Source organism: Paenibacillus sp. IHB B 3084, from assembly GCF_001447315.1.
Classification (GTDB): Bacteria; Bacillota; Bacilli; order Paenibacillales; family Paenibacillaceae; genus Paenibacillus.
The window spans coordinates 2,790,584-2,805,881 of record NZ_CP013203.1; the positions used below are offsets into that span (position 1 = coordinate 2,790,584).

The window sequence follows — 15,298 nt, forward strand, 5'->3', positions numbered from 1 at the left end:
AAGTGAAGATGTAATCGGGAAGGAACATGGGCACATGAAAAAGGTTCTATTCATTAATACCGGGGGGACGATCTCTTCCTCTTATCAGGAAAATGGCCTGACGCCAACCCAATCAGCTGAAAATATTTTGGCGGAAATTCCGGAGTTGAAGGAAATCTGTGAAATTGATGCCCATAATCTGATGAGCATTGATAGCACGAATACACAACCGGAGGACTGGGCTTCCATCGCCCGAATGGTACATCGTTCTCTCGATCAGTACGATGGCATCGTCATTGCCCATGGCACGGATACGATGGCTTATACAGCTTCGGCTTTGAGCTTCATGTTGGGAACCGTAGACAAGCCGGTCGTGGTGACGGGGTCACAGGTGTCCATTCTGGCCGAGCACAGCGATTCCAAAAAAAATGTAATCGACTCGTTTTTGACCGCCTGTGGCGAGGTAGCGGGGGTATTTGTCGTATTTAACGGCAAAATCATCAATGGCAGCCGCAGCTCCAAAATCAGAACGCGCAGCTATAACGCTTTTGAGAGTATTAACTATCCGTACATCGGCCTCGTGGAAGACGGGAAGGTGGTCTATACAGAGGGCGTATTTGCGAATCGCGGTACAGTTCGCCATCCGTACAATGACGGGTATGCTTCAGAAGTATTTCTGCTCAGGCTGATCCCGGGGACGAATCCGGCGATTTTTGATGCCATTCAGGGCTTGGGCTATAAAGGGATCGTGATTGAGGGCTTTGGCATGGGTGGCGTGCCCTTCAAGGAAAGAAGCCTGATTAGTAAAATTGAGGAATTAATGAAGGATGGCATGAGTATCGTCGTGACTACCCAATGTCCTTATGAAGGCGGCGATCTGACGATTTACGAGGTGGGGCAGAAAGTGCTGGAAAAGGGTGTTATTCCGGGTTATGACATGACGACGGAGGCACTTGTGACTAAAATGATGTGGGCGTTAGGCCACACCACTGACCCTGCCGGGGTAGCAAAAATTATGGCCACAAACTATGCGGATGAGGTTTCTTTGCCTACGGATACAGCCTCCCTGTAAGGAAGGAAGGCTGATTTCCGCAACAGGAACAGGTAATCAGGACAGGTGACAGGGGCGTTCGGCTAACGCTGAGCCTGCCCCAGTCTATTTTGAATCTGAATAGCCATTTCTAATGAGTGTATGGCTTGCTCCAGTGGAATCATACATTCCGAATGTCCGCCAAAACATTCAAGTGCGTGATCCAGACTTTTTTCGTATGGATTGGTGGGTTCGAGATTGATCTTTTGTTGACCAGAACCTTTTTACCATATTGCTGCTCAGCCTGTTTCATAAGGAGAGCGTCTTCGAGATCAAAGCAAACTGGCGTTTCACAAAATACATGCTTTCCGTGCTTCAACGCATCAACGGCATGTGACCTGTGTACATGAGAGGGCAGGCATATATCGACCACATCTAGGTTTGGATCAAGCAGGATATATGTATAAATCATCAAAAAAACACCTGCCTGTGGCAGATGCTTTTGCTTGTTACGTCCAGGCCCAGAGGAATCCGTCACGATCCCAGGCGATTTTGCCGCCATGAAGCTTACGAAACGCTTTTTTGATTTCCTTTTCGAGAGATACATGACCGTGCTCACTTATAAACACATACTGCTCTCCATACTCAGAGCGTACATATGCAATCGCGTCCTCTTGTTTCAAGATTCCCACTTCACGGATTTGTGCGACCATCCATGCTGCAATTTGCTGTTCTGTTGTAGGGGTATTGTCTGTTTTGTCCATGTGTCGTATCCTTTCCCTTGTTCCATAATAATCCATATTATAGTTATATTGACCTATGGTAAGATAAATGTTTTTCCATTCACTCTCCATATAGTATACGCAAATTACGAAATTACCAAATCTGTCGGCAGTCGCCCCATTCATAAATATACATCTACGAAATAAATACTATGAACTATATGTTTTTAGTTTTTTATATTTTAGAATAGTAATCATTGTTAGGCTTTATTGGAATTATATGTTATAAGGGGTGTGTGAGATGGAGAGAAGAACTGTCGGCTTGTCCGTAAAAAACTTGGGCCGCAAAATGATAATTGCAGCGGTGAGCACTCTGCTGATCTCTACGGTGGCAATTCCCGAAGCTGAAGCTGCCATGAGTGACAGAGAGCAAGGGAATATCGCCGGTTACTGGTCGCCTGTTTTGTATCAGGATGTCGGCAACGGGCCTCATACGGATATTCCGACAGCGGTAGATTTTGACGGTGACTGGAACGGAACAAACAACTGGGAGAATATCGACAATTACGCCAGTGGAAAGAATCCTTTGTATCCATGGTTATACTGGTCTCTGGCAGAGACGGAAACCCATTATTTTATCGGATATGATGTGTTCTACGCCCGTAATGATCCGGAGGGTGTCGCAGGACCGATTGGGGATGGACTGGGAGACCACGAGAATGACATGGAAGGGATGCTGCTGGTCGTCCGTAAACCGGGGGTGACCAGAAAAGACGGCTCCGTTGTGGATCGCTCACAGTTTCCGAATGGCGAGTTGGAGCTGCTGTTGGCAGAGCGCCACGGCAAGCTGGGTATGTATTCACCTTCTAATCAGGCTATCCGTTACTCGCCGGGACAGGATTCCGTCTACTATGACTATGGATTTACAACGATTAAGGATCAACGCGGTGAGCATGTACGTGTCTATAGCGCACAAAATAACGCACCGATTACTGAGCCTCAGGGAGATGTGGGACATGCGCTGCGGGCATATGACGGCAAGGGTGCCAAAGGGAATAGTGGCTACATTTTTGAATGGGGCGGAGCTGGTGTGCAACCACAAAATTTAAACAGCAAGGATCAAAATTATTGGAAAAATTATTTATCTGATTTTGACGAGTCCAAACGCATGAATTATGGCTTGAAGGCATTACAGCATACGCTGTGGCCGCTCAGAAATGATTTTTCTATTCAATTGTGGTCAAGCTATGGCACCTTTAAGGGAGATAACGGCAAAGAAGACGCAGCGAGTGCGCCATGGGGCTGGAGCTTTAAAGGCTATCGTGATTTAGGACGCGGTACCATCCTTACAGATCCGGCATCATTCGTCGATGCTTTGTTCAAGGACAAGGGACCTTACTCTAAGAACTACCTGACCAATCCATATCGTTAAGCTTGTGATTCGTGTGATTTCAGGAAACGGTTGACTCTGTCCAGATATATTTTAAGTAAATGAATTTTACAGTTGGCGAAGTAGGTTTTGTTTTGTATAATTAAGGGAATATTCACGGGAATTTTCTTTTTTTGAATTGTAAACATACAAGTAATCCCTGGGGGTGCCTGATTTGAAGGAAACAACCACGATTCGTGCAGAGCTGGAACAGTATATCAGACGTGAAGGAATCACGATTAGTAAGTTTGGGGAGAACACGGGTATTAACGCAGGAACGATTAGTGCCATTATCAACGGCAATCGGCCGATTGCGATGTTGCTATTGGATCGGATCGCGGCAGGCATGGGGCTTGAAGAGGGAAGTCTCTATGAACTATACATTGAAGAATTTATACGGAATACGGCACCGAATTGGCGGCGGGTTCGCCCATTTTTGTACCGCTGTGCAGAGCTGAACAAGCTGGATTGTATGGAACAAGTTGTGGAGTTCATGATGGACTATCTGATTTACGCTCCGGCCTTGTTTGAGACGGCAGAAGAATTGTTCAGAGAAGGCAAGTTTGCGGCAGCGGCTATCATCTATAAAAATGTCTCGGAAAGCGAGAAGTATCAACATTCCGAGCGTCTGGCCCTCTGCCAGTATCGGTTATTTACCATCGCTGTCGGTGATGATCAGGACGAAAATTTATGGGCCGCCACACACTTTGAAAGCTTTGTAGATCGATTGGGTGAAGCGGATCAACTGGATGCATTAAAAGATTTGGCCAATACTTATGTTTCGCTGCGTCGCTGGGATAAAGTAGAAGCATTAGCTGATAAAATGTGTCGCAGGGCTAAAGCGCAGTATGAACGAAAATATGGAAAAACCAGAAAAGCAGAGCGTGGCAAGGAAACAAAGGGTCCTTTGTTTATGTATATTGTATACTCTTACGTGCTGCGTGCCGGTATTTGTGACGAACGAGGGGATTATGAAAAGGCCTTGGAATATGTCTCCCTGTACGCAGATCTAAGCTGGGTGCAGGAGGACACGGAAGAAGCGCGCCGCTTGAAGGAGCAGTGTAGTAACTGGGCTGAGGCCAACGGATATCTGTATCAGCTCATGTCCGGTAAACTGGACGTCATTCCACAGTATGTGGCCTATCTGGAAAGAAACGAAGGCGAGATTCTGATGGGATTGTTCAAAATCATGCTGGCCGCAAATCGTTATGATTTTAATGTGGATGACGTACTGCAACGTTTCGAGAAACAAATTGCTGCATTAGCCAATCAGCATGCCAAGGTGGGCACCTATACGGAGCAGGTATCAGTCGATCTCTATGCGCGTTTTCTGGCGGAGCTGGCTTGCTACGATCTCAGTAAAAAGCGCTATACAAAGGGTATGAAATTTTTATTGGAAAGCCTGTCCTATTCTGTGGTACTGAATGGTAATCCTGTAACGATTAAATGTGTAGGTTTATTTGAAAAATTCCGGCATACTGCTTCTCCTGAGGCGACGGAGGAATATAAAAATTTACTTGGAGAGGTAAGATCATTTCAATGAAAAAAAAGATCTTTTTTTTTCTGCTCGCGTTTAATTTTTTTATCATACTGAATTCTTCACCCATTGCTCCCCCAGTAGCAGACCCTAGTGAAGTTCATAGTCATGGGATGGGCGGTTGGGCATTGTCATCCCCGGAACCGTCTGCTTAATAGGTTGGGATAACGCTATGAAAGGTATTCTCTTGTAAAAGAGGATACCTTTTTGTATTGTGGCCGCACATTCGCGTATGAACTCTTTTCCATTAAGGCTTGGAGGTTTGCGGTTGAGCAGGCGGGAACCAGACATGACGCAGATCCACCCACCCCTGACTGTTGAAGGAAACGCCGCGCACGGAAGGAAGATATGCTGTCTGAACTGGCTTTTCATATAAGATATGGAGCTGGTGCTCATGAATAAGTCGGGTTTCGATATGCTCGAATTGACGCGCTCTGACCGTATGATCCGCTTCTCGTGCAATATCTCGCAGCAGTCTTTCGATATCAACGCGGCTATGCGGCTCGACATGCCCGGATACATTGAGATACAGATCGAACAGGCGCAATTGCTCATCACGGTCACGAAACAGAGAAAAGATGATCAGGTCCGACTCCATACGGATAGAGGAGCTTTTAAATTCATTCATGGATGCGGCCACGATGTTACAGGTATACCCGCACGATTCCAGTTGGGCCGCGACCCGGTCTGCATCAGCTCTATACTCGGGAATGGTCGCAATTTGCAATGTTGCCGGGGGTTCATACGAATCGTCGGCAACATTCACCATCGGAGGGAGGCTGCGATGATCCAGGCACGCGACAATTCGGGCGCGCACTTTCGGGTTACGTAACGGCCCATCCTTATGCGTATTGCATGTGATAAATTTACGCACCGAAGCCGCTGAGTGAATCTGACTCCATGCAGTATCCGTGTTCCCGGCCAATACGGGATTGTGGATGATATGAAAAGGCGAAGCCGTATCTGCGGTATCTGCCGCCGATTCTGGCTTGGCCGCCCACGGGAGCTGAACAATTTCCACCCGGTCGAGATGAGCGCGGCCTTGAAAATAAGGAGCGAATGCCTCCAGTATGCATAAGCTCTCGTTCATCTCCGTGACCTTGAAAGCCCCTGTGCCAACAGGGCGGATACCAAAGGCCGCTTCACCCGCCTGATTCAGCTCACGGGGTACGATGGCGGCACGACTGGTACACAGGAAGGAGAGAAACAGCTCGTTCGGTTCCTTCAGTTCGAAACGTACCATTGTCGGACTTAGCGCCTGTACTTGCTTGATCTGCCGAACGATAAAATGGTACAGTCTCCGTCCTGGCGCGCGAATCAGCCGCTCAAAGGTATAGACGACATCCTCGGCGGTCAGTATTTTGCCGTTATGGAACAGCACTTCCTTACGTAAGAAAAAGGTCCATTGCGTACGGGTAGCATCTACTTCCCAAGCGTGCGCCAGTCCCGGTAAAATCTCACCGCTCTCGTTTGCCCGGCGGGCCAGCCCGTCAAAGACATGGCTGGATACGAAGGACTCCGCGAGCCAGTTCATGTACAGTGGGTCCAGCGTATACAACTGCTGGCGAATGGGCAGACGCAGTGTGTCGATCTGCTGCTGATCGCTGCGAACCTCTGCATGATGCCCGAAGTAGTTCAGCAGCCAGCCTTGCAAATGCTCCTGCATCGTGGATGAACGCGAATGGGTCCGGATTTCATCTAGCGCGCGTTTGATGTCGTGGCGGTCGATAGCCTGCATCATGGACTGCACCGCAATGTCCTCCGGCTGAATCAGGAAACGCAGGCTGGAGCGGCGGCCCCTGCCTCGGCGGGGAGTCCACTGTATCCAGTCATGTTGCTCCATTTTCTGGATGATCATCAAGGCGTTGCGGTGGGTACAGTCAAAAATAGCCGCAAGCTCATCCAGTGTAGTCTCTATCGTAAGGTTCTCGTCCCTGTCGTCAGCAGTGTGCGAGTGAAGCCGTAAAAATTGGGCATGAAGTTTCATAAATGGTTGCTCCGTTTCCCCTGTGGATGATTAAAGTGCAGTCGTATATATAAAATAGGAAATTTAACGTCGATTAATTTCTCTTTATCTTCTTATTTTATCATCTACAATAAGGGTTATAAAGCATATTTGTGGAGGTATTTACCATGCATGACAAGTTGAGTGGAACGTCTTTGCCGAAACCGTCGTTTCTGTCCGCCTTTGCTGCCGCGATTGTGTTGGCACTGGTTCATCAATATCTGTTTTACGGGCATGCACTGGGCGTGTCTCTGCCGATTTTTGTCATTCTGTTCTATACCTATATGTATGTCTATAACCGGGATCGTATCCAGCTTGACTCGTGGATGGGGCGATTGCTGTTTGCCGTGGTTGTGCTGCTGTCACTGACATATGTGTTGTTCGATAATCCAGTTCTATATGTGCTAAATGCATTGGCTTTACCTGCTCTGATTAGTGTACATATGGTGATGCTGCTCGGGGAGAAGAGACATAGCTGGTCGGAACCCGGTATCATCGGGCAGGCGTTAAGCCATTTGTTTTATCAAAATCTGCGGCATATTGTGACTCCGTTTCGGATGTTCAAGACAGCAGCCCTTCGGAATGTAAAGGATGAGCGCAAGCGTGTATTGGGGAAAGTGATAGTCGGTTTGCTGATCGCCCTGCCGCTGCTGTTCATCATTATATCTTTGCTGGCATCAGCGGATGGGATGTTCGAGAAACTGTTATCGGGTATACCTTCATGGATCGGCACGCTGTCATTTGGTAGCGGAATGCTGCGGCTGATCTGGACCTGTTTTTTTACCTTCTGTTTTTTCTGCTATTTGTGGGGATTTGTACAGCCTGCTCCGCGTAATATGGAGAGAGAAGTTCAGTCATGGCATGGGTTAGACGAGCGCACGAATGGTCAAACCGCCGAGTATGATGGTCACTCTTCAGTGATGATTAACAAATCAGCAGTGCCTTACCACGAGCCGGTCGCGATCAAGTTTGATCCTGTGATTACCGCTACGGTGCTGATCGTTATGAATCTGGTGTATGTTGTGTTCGTCGTGTTGCAGTTTGGATATCTGTTTGGTGCATGGGAAGGCGCTCTGCCCGAAGGAACCTCGTATGCAGAATATGCGAGAAGGGGCTTCGGGGAGCTGGTTATGGTGACAGGTATCAACTTTGTCCTGATGATCAGTGTGTTGAAGTGGACCGAATTCGGCTCAAATCTATTGCTAAAAATGAACAACGGCCTGCTGTATGTACTCGTTGGCTGCTCGGGTGTAATGCTGTATTCGGGCTATACCCGGCTGGTTATGTACGAAGAGGCCTACGGATATACGTATACCCGTTATCTGGTACACGCGTTTATGATTTTTCTGGGCTTGTTGCTGCTCATTGCAGCGGTGCGCATTCATGTCCGTCAGCTTCCGCTGGCGAAATATTATATTGTACTCGCTCTGGTGGCGTATGTCGTCGTGAATTATGTAGGCATTGATGTACGGATTGCTGAAAATAATCTCGAACGTTATCGCACTACATCGGTGATAGATAAGGAATATTTGAGTGGGCTATCGGCGGATGCTATTCCGCTGCTGATTGAATTTAGCCGTAAGGAACACGGAGCGATGGATGAATTTTTACAAGCTCGCCTGACGAGCATGACGAGGGAAGAAACGGCATGGCCTGCGTTCAATTGGGCAGAATATCGGGCACAGCGCAAGCTGCACGACTATATTTTGGAATGAGAGGTGCTTGGGAATGATCGGAACAGATGCAGTGCGGGGTATGGTGTTGGAGTTACAAAATGAAATGTCACAGTATCAGCATCAGTTTGATGTAAGACGGAACGCTTTTCTCGCGGAGACTATGTATCTCGGCTTGGGTGAGGGGGAGGCCCGCTCTTATGCTATCCAGAGCATCGGTCCGGTCGTTCCCGTCACATGTATGCCCACGCTGGCTCCCGGCAAAACCCGGCCGCTCAGTCCGATGCTGGAAGCACGCTACCGTTATGCCGGGTACTGGCAGGACATGGGAGATCATATGCTCTTGCCGGATGACGTGCTACGGATCGCAGGTACAGAGCGGTTTCGCAGTTGGATCAGCGATATGCGGAATTATTGGGTGGAATCGGCCCCATACCGATTTGGGGATGATCGTCTTTCGCTGCTGTCGGTCGCCAATGAGGAGGAAGGCCACTTTTCCATGCTGGTCTGGAAGGAACCTGATGAGGAGCCAGAGGTGTGGACCTACGCTTCGCAGCATGAATACAGATTCAGCCATCTGTTGCACTGGTTCAAGTGGCTGAACGGGCGGAGCGAGGATTGAGGGGTAACCATGACTAAAAAGAATCGTAATTGGATCATCCTGTTTATCGGCATCGCTCTGATGGTGGGAGTTGCGGACTATTTTACACAAGTTAGACAGGCTACTCCTGAGCTTATCGTTCCAACTATAATCAGTAAAGAAAGCCTTCATTTATTTGATGATACGTTAGTGAATGATGCAGACAAGTGATGTTGAACAAGAAGAACTATTGCTCTTTCCTCTGCTTATATCGTTGGGACATTCTCTCAATTCTACGGATCATTTCTGCTCTTATGTCCGGTGGTTCGATAGACGAGGTGAAGGAGCTGTTTTTGGCGAAGGTTCCGGGGTATGATGAAATCCTATCGGCTATCCGTGAGACGCTGGAGGTTTTTGAAATCCAAATGAGAGAAGCCACGATCATTTTGGGATACGATCAACAACCGGTTCAGATCAGGTTCGAGTAACTAACGCGCTTTGCTGGGAGCTTCTCTTCCGGCAAGGCGTTTTATATTTTTCCAGATTGAACGCATCTTTTTTCCAGTTCGCGCCATGTCACCATAAATACCTCATTCCAGGCATGTATGCTTATTTTTAATCTACTAATATTTTTGAAATAAGGAGGTTTTTTCTTGGATCGCGTAGGAATGGTCAGGGACCTGGATAGCTTAGGTCGGATTGTCATCCCCGTAGATATAAGGAGGCGTCTTGGGATTGGCAAGCATACAGCCATGGAATTTTGGATGACGGAGAGTGGTTTGATCATGCGACAATGCGTAGGGGAAGTCTGTACCTTATGTGGCGAGCTTCAAAATCTTACATATTTTAAAAATGCTTGGATCTGTATCTTCTGTATGAATGAACTGAAAAATAAACGATAAAGCTGGCAATCAGATGAATCGGCATGTATGTTACAATAAAAGGGCGAGCGACCCACCACAAGTTTCTCGCCCAGTCGATTGCCTTCAAGCGATCGGCTTTTTTAATTTTGTATAGTACATCCGATGATATTGATTAATCAGCTCGTCCAAAACCATAGATTGCCGGAGTACATCCATGTGACCTAGTCCGTATTTCGCTTGCAAATTATAGAGCCGTTGTCGATTGTTCTCCAATCGTTGTTGCAAAGTTACCTCACTTTCCATCATACATCCCTCCTTAGATGGTACTTATTTTAGGGTGTCATGTGTATTTATGGGAAAAGTGAAAGTGCATGATGATACTTTACTAAAAGAAAAAGCCAGTTATAGGAGCTGTCTGTAAGGTAAAATCAATATCTACAAGTGGCTTATATTATGCTACGTCTATAATAACGCTCAGCGCTAATGATAAAGCTTCATACGATCTTGCTTATAAAAGATATTAATTAAGGAGGTACGACCAATGAGAACTAGCATGAAGAAAGCATTTATGTTCTTGTCCATTTTCACTACGGTTGCAATACTGGCTTCTGGTTGTTCAAATCCTAAGGTAGACAAGAATATAACGAAGTCTGGCGAAATTCCAACTAGCTATATACAAGCATCATTTGTTATAGATATAAATAACCCCAAAGAGGTTGTAGGTTATGCTGACTATGCATTTGTAGGCCTCGTAGAAGAAATGACGGGAACGGAGTATAAATTTCCTGTCACGAAAGAAACGGAGGATGGCCCCAAAGTATTGACGATGCCCTATACGAATTATTCGGTTAAAGTGCTTGATAATATAAAAGGTAATTTAAAGAAGGATGTTTCCATTCCAATTCAAAAATTCGGAGGTCTGAGTGATGATAAGAGCGAATATTTCTTAAATGAAGACGATCTTCTTCCACAAGAAGGAAAAATTTATGTATTCACTGCTAACGCACGGCCCGATGGTTCTATGTTAGTATCAGGTCCTAATTCTAACATAGAGGTAAAAACAGATTTCTTTTCGAAAAACAGTATCCAGGCGCTTAGTGAAGAGAGCATTGCTAATGAACTAACCAAGACAGAGGAGTATAATACGTATCAAGATGCCTATAAAAATGAGATTGTTAAAGATCGAGAAAGATTTACTTCCAAGTATGAAGCTCCTTAATATGAGCATACTACTGCGAAACCCTGAATCCAAGTCCTGATATAGATTTAATTTTTTTGTAAAGCAGTCTAAACCTCAAATAGGCTCTTCGCTCTATTGGATGGGTAAAGCCAGCTAGAGTAGAAACATAGGTTGGACTATTTTAATAGACTTCTAACCATTGGTATAAAAGGGGAGGGGAACTACCCTCGACGAGCTGCGAGCGTTGGAAGTCTAGGCTTATTCGCCGTCATGTACACCATTGCGATCAAATTTTGGACATTACGGTAGCCCCGTACCTTCTCTTAGCAGCTTGGATCAGCCCATTTATCCTTCCAGCAAGCCGTTCGTCATCCGGCTGTGAAACCATCGTGAAATGCCTTCTTCATGTCGCTTCAAGGTTTTAGATAGTTCCATCACAAATATTTCTAAAGAATTAAATATTATTTTGAAACTTGATGTTTGTACAGAGTTCGAATATTGCAAAAAGCCTACTATATCAAGTGTAAAGCAAGGTAATTGAATGGGATAAACAAGTGGTAAAGTATTAGAAAAGAGGAATTTCACTTGGTTTATATTGGTATTTGTATAGTCATCTAGTCAATGACAAGATAATATTTTCACCCTATAATAGGGATGAATAGGTTGATAGTTTACATATATGGAAATGTATACATTACATTTTGGATTTGATCTTAGGGAGGTAAAAATGCTTAAAGACAAATGGAAATTAATTTTTATTTTAATAAGTTTAATCCTAATTGTCGTGGTTTCAAATTACTTCACAAGAGATAAATACACCGTTACTAATGAGGATACAATCAAAAAAGTTGCAAGCAAAGAAAAGTTTGAACTACTAAACTACAAAATAGTAAATATTGTAGACAAGCCATTTTCTCTGATTGCTTACAAAGATTATAGGCGTATCGGAGTCGGAATGTTAACTATAGTAAATGGACAAGAGGAATTTGTAAGAGAATTAGAGATTCAGGAAGATAAAAAGCAGGTAGTGCAAACCATTGGACGCAAAAGTGGCTCTCCGTATTTGGCACTTTTCATTAACAGTGAGGAAATTCTTATGTTTGGCAAAACTATATCTATTACCTTTCCAAATCAGCGTACACAGACAAAAAAAATGAACGTTAAAGAAACAGCATACATCTTCATAAGTGATAGTTCTGATACACGTTTTAAACCAACTGAAGTAGATATTCGAGATGGTCAAGGTAAAGTGATTTATAAAAAATAACTAAGTGAGGGTGTCGCATTGAAATTCCTAAATAAAAGAATGACAATTATACTCTTGCTGGTACTTGTTTGTACGTTTGCAACTATATCTGTAAGCCAGGATTTTAAAAGTAAAGAAGTCAATCTGCCCACAATTGCACAGCATACAACTTCTAATACTATAAGTGATTTGTTGATATATGATATTCACTATTCCATAAAGACGTTGGATTTATTGGGAGAAACCTATAATTTTTCTGAACTTTCGAGCAAAATAAGACAACTTGATGTTAAGGCGTACTTATCAGGGCAAAATTCTTTATATAATCTATGGTTACTTTCAGAAATGAATAAGCAGGTAAATACTAAACCTAAAGATATCAATTCTATTTCTGATTACATTTTAAATCTCCAAAGTCCTAATGGTTATTTTCCTTCTTATTCAGGGGAGAGAATAAACAATAAGCTCAATTACCTGTCTTCTACAAAAATGGTTATTGATATCTGTAGTTATTACGATATTAACCCAGACTTTGAACGTTTAGAACAATGGATACAAGAAATATCTCTAACATTAAGTAATACTGGCTCTAAAGAAGATTTTCTAAGTTTTGGAGGTTATACTGCGTCTTTAAAACAAATAGACGATTACTATTATAAGAAAACCGGAAAACATTCTGTAGACGCGAATGTTTATAAAAATATGTTAGATAAATTAAAGTATAAATATAGCACTATGGAGAATTCCATCGAAAAATATGATACTGCTCTAAATTTGGAGCAGCACTTTGGAGCCAAAATTTTCAAAATAGATAAGAGAGCACTGCAAGACTACATGAAAAGAGCACAACTTCAAAATGGGAGCTTCCCTATGTTTGGAAATCAGGGGGAAGATTCTTTATCTACCTTTATAGCAATAAATGTACTCAAAAGTTTACAACTTAAAATACCTAAAGAACTAGAATTGAAGAGTCATTTAAAACAAGTTCTAAATGAGAGTTTGGTATCAATTAAAAATTGATATAAATTTATTTAGAGGAGATGTGTGTTGTGAAAAAATTTTTATTTGTCGTTTTAAGTAGTGCAACTGTCCTAGCAGCTTCCCTGGTTCCGAGCTCGAGTTATGCAGAATCTGTTGGAGAAAATGATGGTATGAAACAATTGAGCAGTCAACAACATGAACTAAATGGCGAAAAGTTTGATCTTGTAACTTGGAAAGATGGAAATGGAAATCTTATCTATACAATTCCTACAGAAGTAAAGCAGAAGTCAGAAATAGCAGCATATGCAAACAATTTAGTTAATCCTAACAGAGATATACAACCACAAGGTTTTAAATATGCATGGAGTGCCAATCGTTCAAATACTGATGATAAAGGAAGACTTGACTGGAGCGTTAGTGGATATAATGAAGAAGCTTATCTCTACCCAGCTACTCAAAACCAAATGGTGATAAATCGCGGGACGCTACAGTCTTATTACACTGGGTCGGGTAATGCTGATAAAACCATAATGTCCTATAGCTATACTTTTAATGGAGCCAGTGTTGAGATTTCCTATCCACCGTCATTATCATTGTCTAATGACACTGTAAGCTGGACATCTGATCCAGTGGAAAATCAATGGTATGTAACCGCACCTACTTTATCCGCAAGCGCAGGATCGAGAACATTTTTTACAAGAGGGAAGATAGAAGCAACCTCTGATATATATAAAGGCTCGTATATTTATCGGCCACGAGTGACAAAAGAATTATCCTATCCTGTAACTTCGAATAACTAGGTTTTTATGACATAATTAAAGTAGGAAGGGCTGCACAATTGTGTAGTCCTTTATTGTATTGACTTAATCAATCTCAAACCTTTGTTGCTCTTTCAGTAATTATTTAAATGTACATCTCCACATTTTCAAATAAAAATATAATTCCAGTTTTAAAAAGAGGAGATGTGTCTCAAAAGTGTTTTTTTCTATAATTGAAACTCTCTTTTTTAAAAATTGGCCAACCAGAAGTACATAGTTAGAATTTTTTCAGCTATACACAATTGATGGATATGGAAAAACGTATAACTGCTGGGAAGTCTGTAATTACAGTTTCTTTGGAAAATTATAATAATCCTTACGGGAATTCAAATGATAAAATAAGTCCTAACGGAGGGGAAGCCAATGAAATCAATAGTCTCAACTGGGATAACCATGTTATCCTCCGCTTTACTTGCAGTTGCTCTGTTCAGTACATCTTCTGTAGTTAATGCAGCTCAGACTGATCATTCTTTGAACTTTAGTGGAACGTCCTTACTTAAGGTAAACGATTATGATGTCCTGTACTGTGCACCCGTTGGTCCATATACAAACAAAGAAAACCGTCTAATGGCTCCCCTCCGTTCTGTTTCTGAACTTCTTGGCGCAAAAGTGGAATACAATATGAAGTCACAGGAGGCTGTTGTTAACTGGGGAAAAAATAAGATTGTGTTTCACAAAGGTAAGAATATGTATGATTTGAACGGCCAGTCTGTGCAAATGGACACTTATCCTGAAGTGAAGCAGAATTCTTTTATCATTCCACTTGGTGTATTACTAAGAGCAATGGATATTCCATTTGGATATAAAAATAATAAGGTTGTTTTGCAAAATGAATCCTTTAACCAAAGTAAAGTTCTTCAACATGTCACTGAATTAGATTGGGGTAGAAACAATTTATTGGATAACAATTCTATTTTGGATATTCAAAGTTTTAAATTAACATCCAAGATAAATTCTACTGGAGAACTAGAGGGCAATTTAACTGTAAGTGCTTTGAATCGTTCAGGTTCTGCGATTAAGGAAGGCAAGGAGGACTTACACGAAATCTTCGTTTTTAATCAAACGATTAGTATGGATGCCGATCAGGCTTCTATAGATATTCCCGATAGAAAACGTCCAAGGATTGAAATAGGAAGCTCAGTTTCTCGGAGCATTTCATTTGTTACCGTAAAAGATCCTCTTCAATATGTATTAGTTGCCGGTAGAACCATAAAAACAAAAGATGAGCTTAAATGAAAAGGCTAAAATATTAAGA

At 43.1% G+C, this 15,298-nt stretch carries 15 protein-coding genes and 2 pseudogenes; 12 read left to right on the forward strand and 5 right to left on the reverse strand.

From position 1 onward, the window contains the following. The first annotated feature begins 34 nt into the window (after positions 1-34). Positions 35-1,051, forward strand: a complete 1,017-nt coding sequence (locus ASL14_RS13110; protein WP_134911901.1) for an asparaginase — start codon at positions 35-37, stop codon at positions 1,049-1,051. A gap of 139 nt (positions 1,052-1,190) precedes the next feature. On the opposite strand, the gene ASL14_RS28055 is transcribed toward ASL14_RS13110, so the two are convergent. Both ASL14_RS28055 and ASL14_RS13120 read right to left on the reverse strand, forming a co-directional pair. Continuing rightward, on the reverse strand, positions 1,191-1,616 hold the full coding sequence (locus tag ASL14_RS28055) for a Gfo/Idh/MocA family protein (protein WP_335338631.1): 426 nt from the start codon (positions 1,614-1,616) through the stop codon (positions 1,191-1,193). Continuing rightward, on the reverse strand, positions 1,519-1,773 hold the full coding sequence (locus ASL14_RS13120) for a DUF6953 family protein (protein WP_134911902.1): 255 nt from the start codon (positions 1,771-1,773) through the stop codon (positions 1,519-1,521). Before ASL14_RS13120 ends, ASL14_RS28055 begins: the two co-directional genes overlap by 98 nt. A gap of 259 nt (positions 1,774-2,032) precedes the next feature. Here ASL14_RS13120 and ASL14_RS13125 point away from each other — a divergent pair, with 259 nt between their 5' ends. Beyond that, the gene (locus ASL14_RS13125; protein WP_223263973.1) at positions 2,033-3,163 is read left to right on the forward strand and encodes a hypothetical protein; all 1,131 of its coding nucleotides are present in this window, start codon (positions 2,033-2,035) and stop codon (positions 3,161-3,163) included. Positions 3,164-3,335: 172 nt separating this feature from the next. After that, positions 3,336-4,737: pseudogene (locus ASL14_RS13130) on the forward strand (transcriptional regulator). A gap of 207 nt (positions 4,738-4,944) precedes the next feature. Here the strand turns inward: ASL14_RS13130 and ASL14_RS13135 are convergent. Next, positions 4,945-6,684 (reverse strand): ABC transporter substrate-binding protein, encoded by a 1,740-nt coding sequence (locus tag ASL14_RS13135; RefSeq protein ID WP_134911904.1) that lies wholly within the window; start codon positions 6,682-6,684, stop codon positions 4,945-4,947. A 146-nt stretch (positions 6,685-6,830) separates the two neighbouring features. Here ASL14_RS13135 and ASL14_RS13140 point away from each other — a divergent pair, with 146 nt between their 5' ends. The 4 genes from ASL14_RS13140 (at position 6,831) to ASL14_RS13155 (ending at position 9,443) form a co-directional block, all read left to right on the forward strand. Next, the gene (locus tag ASL14_RS13140; RefSeq protein ID WP_134911905.1) at positions 6,831-8,417 is read left to right on the forward strand and encodes a DUF4153 domain-containing protein; all 1,587 of its coding nucleotides are present in this window, start codon (positions 6,831-6,833) and stop codon (positions 8,415-8,417) included. A gap of 13 nt (positions 8,418-8,430) precedes the next feature. Then, on the forward strand, positions 8,431-8,997 hold the full coding sequence (locus ASL14_RS13145) for a hypothetical protein (RefSeq protein WP_134911906.1): 567 nt from the start codon (positions 8,431-8,433) through the stop codon (positions 8,995-8,997). A gap of 9 nt (positions 8,998-9,006) precedes the next feature. Further along, the gene (locus ASL14_RS13150) at positions 9,007-9,186 is read left to right on the forward strand and encodes a hypothetical protein (protein WP_134911907.1); all 180 of its coding nucleotides are present in this window, start codon (positions 9,007-9,009) and stop codon (positions 9,184-9,186) included. 83 nt (positions 9,187-9,269) lie between these two features. Then, positions 9,270-9,443 carry a hypothetical protein gene (locus ASL14_RS13155; RefSeq protein ID WP_223263974.1) on the forward strand — a complete coding sequence of 58 codons (174 nt, stop codon included), beginning with the start codon at positions 9,270-9,272 and terminating at the stop codon, positions 9,441-9,443. Positions 9,444-9,941: 498 nt separating this feature from the next. Here ASL14_RS13155 and ASL14_RS13160 read toward each other — a convergent pair whose 3' ends face one another. After that, positions 9,942-10,121: an aspartyl-phosphate phosphatase Spo0E family protein gene (locus tag ASL14_RS13160; protein WP_134914539.1), complete on the reverse strand. Its 180-nt coding sequence runs from the start codon at positions 10,119-10,121 to the stop codon at positions 9,942-9,944. A gap of 238 nt (positions 10,122-10,359) precedes the next feature. Between ASL14_RS13160 and ASL14_RS13165 the strand changes: the two genes are divergently transcribed. Continuing rightward, entirely contained in the window at positions 10,360-11,037 is a 678-nt protein-coding gene (locus tag ASL14_RS13165) for a hypothetical protein (RefSeq protein ID WP_134911908.1), read from the forward strand. 182 nt (positions 11,038-11,219) lie between these two features. Here the strand turns inward: ASL14_RS13165 and ASL14_RS29560 are convergent. Continuing rightward, positions 11,220-11,409, reverse strand: a pseudogene (locus tag ASL14_RS29560) (transposase); the annotation flags it as partial. Between the two features lie 316 nt (positions 11,410-11,725). Here ASL14_RS29560 and ASL14_RS13175 point away from each other — a divergent pair. The 4 genes from ASL14_RS13175 to ASL14_RS13190 all read left to right on the forward strand — a co-directional run bounded on the left by ASL14_RS13175 (position 11,726) and on the right by ASL14_RS13190 (position 15,279). Next, the gene (locus tag ASL14_RS13175) at positions 11,726-12,265 is read left to right on the forward strand and encodes a hypothetical protein (RefSeq protein WP_134911910.1); all 540 of its coding nucleotides are present in this window, start codon (positions 11,726-11,728) and stop codon (positions 12,263-12,265) included. Positions 12,266-12,283: 18 nt separating this feature from the next. Then, positions 12,284-13,264, forward strand: coding sequence for a hypothetical protein (locus tag ASL14_RS13180; protein WP_134911911.1), 981 nt, complete (start codon positions 12,284-12,286; stop codon positions 13,262-13,264). Positions 13,265-13,293: 29 nt separating this feature from the next. Beyond that, entirely contained in the window at positions 13,294-14,025 is a 732-nt protein-coding gene (locus ASL14_RS13185; protein ID WP_134911912.1) for a hypothetical protein, read from the forward strand. A 381-nt stretch (positions 14,026-14,406) separates the two neighbouring features. Continuing rightward, positions 14,407-15,279 (forward strand): copper amine oxidase N-terminal domain-containing protein, encoded by an 873-nt coding sequence (locus tag ASL14_RS13190; RefSeq protein ID WP_134911913.1) that lies wholly within the window; start codon positions 14,407-14,409, stop codon positions 15,277-15,279. Positions 15,280-15,298 lie beyond the last annotated feature (19 nt).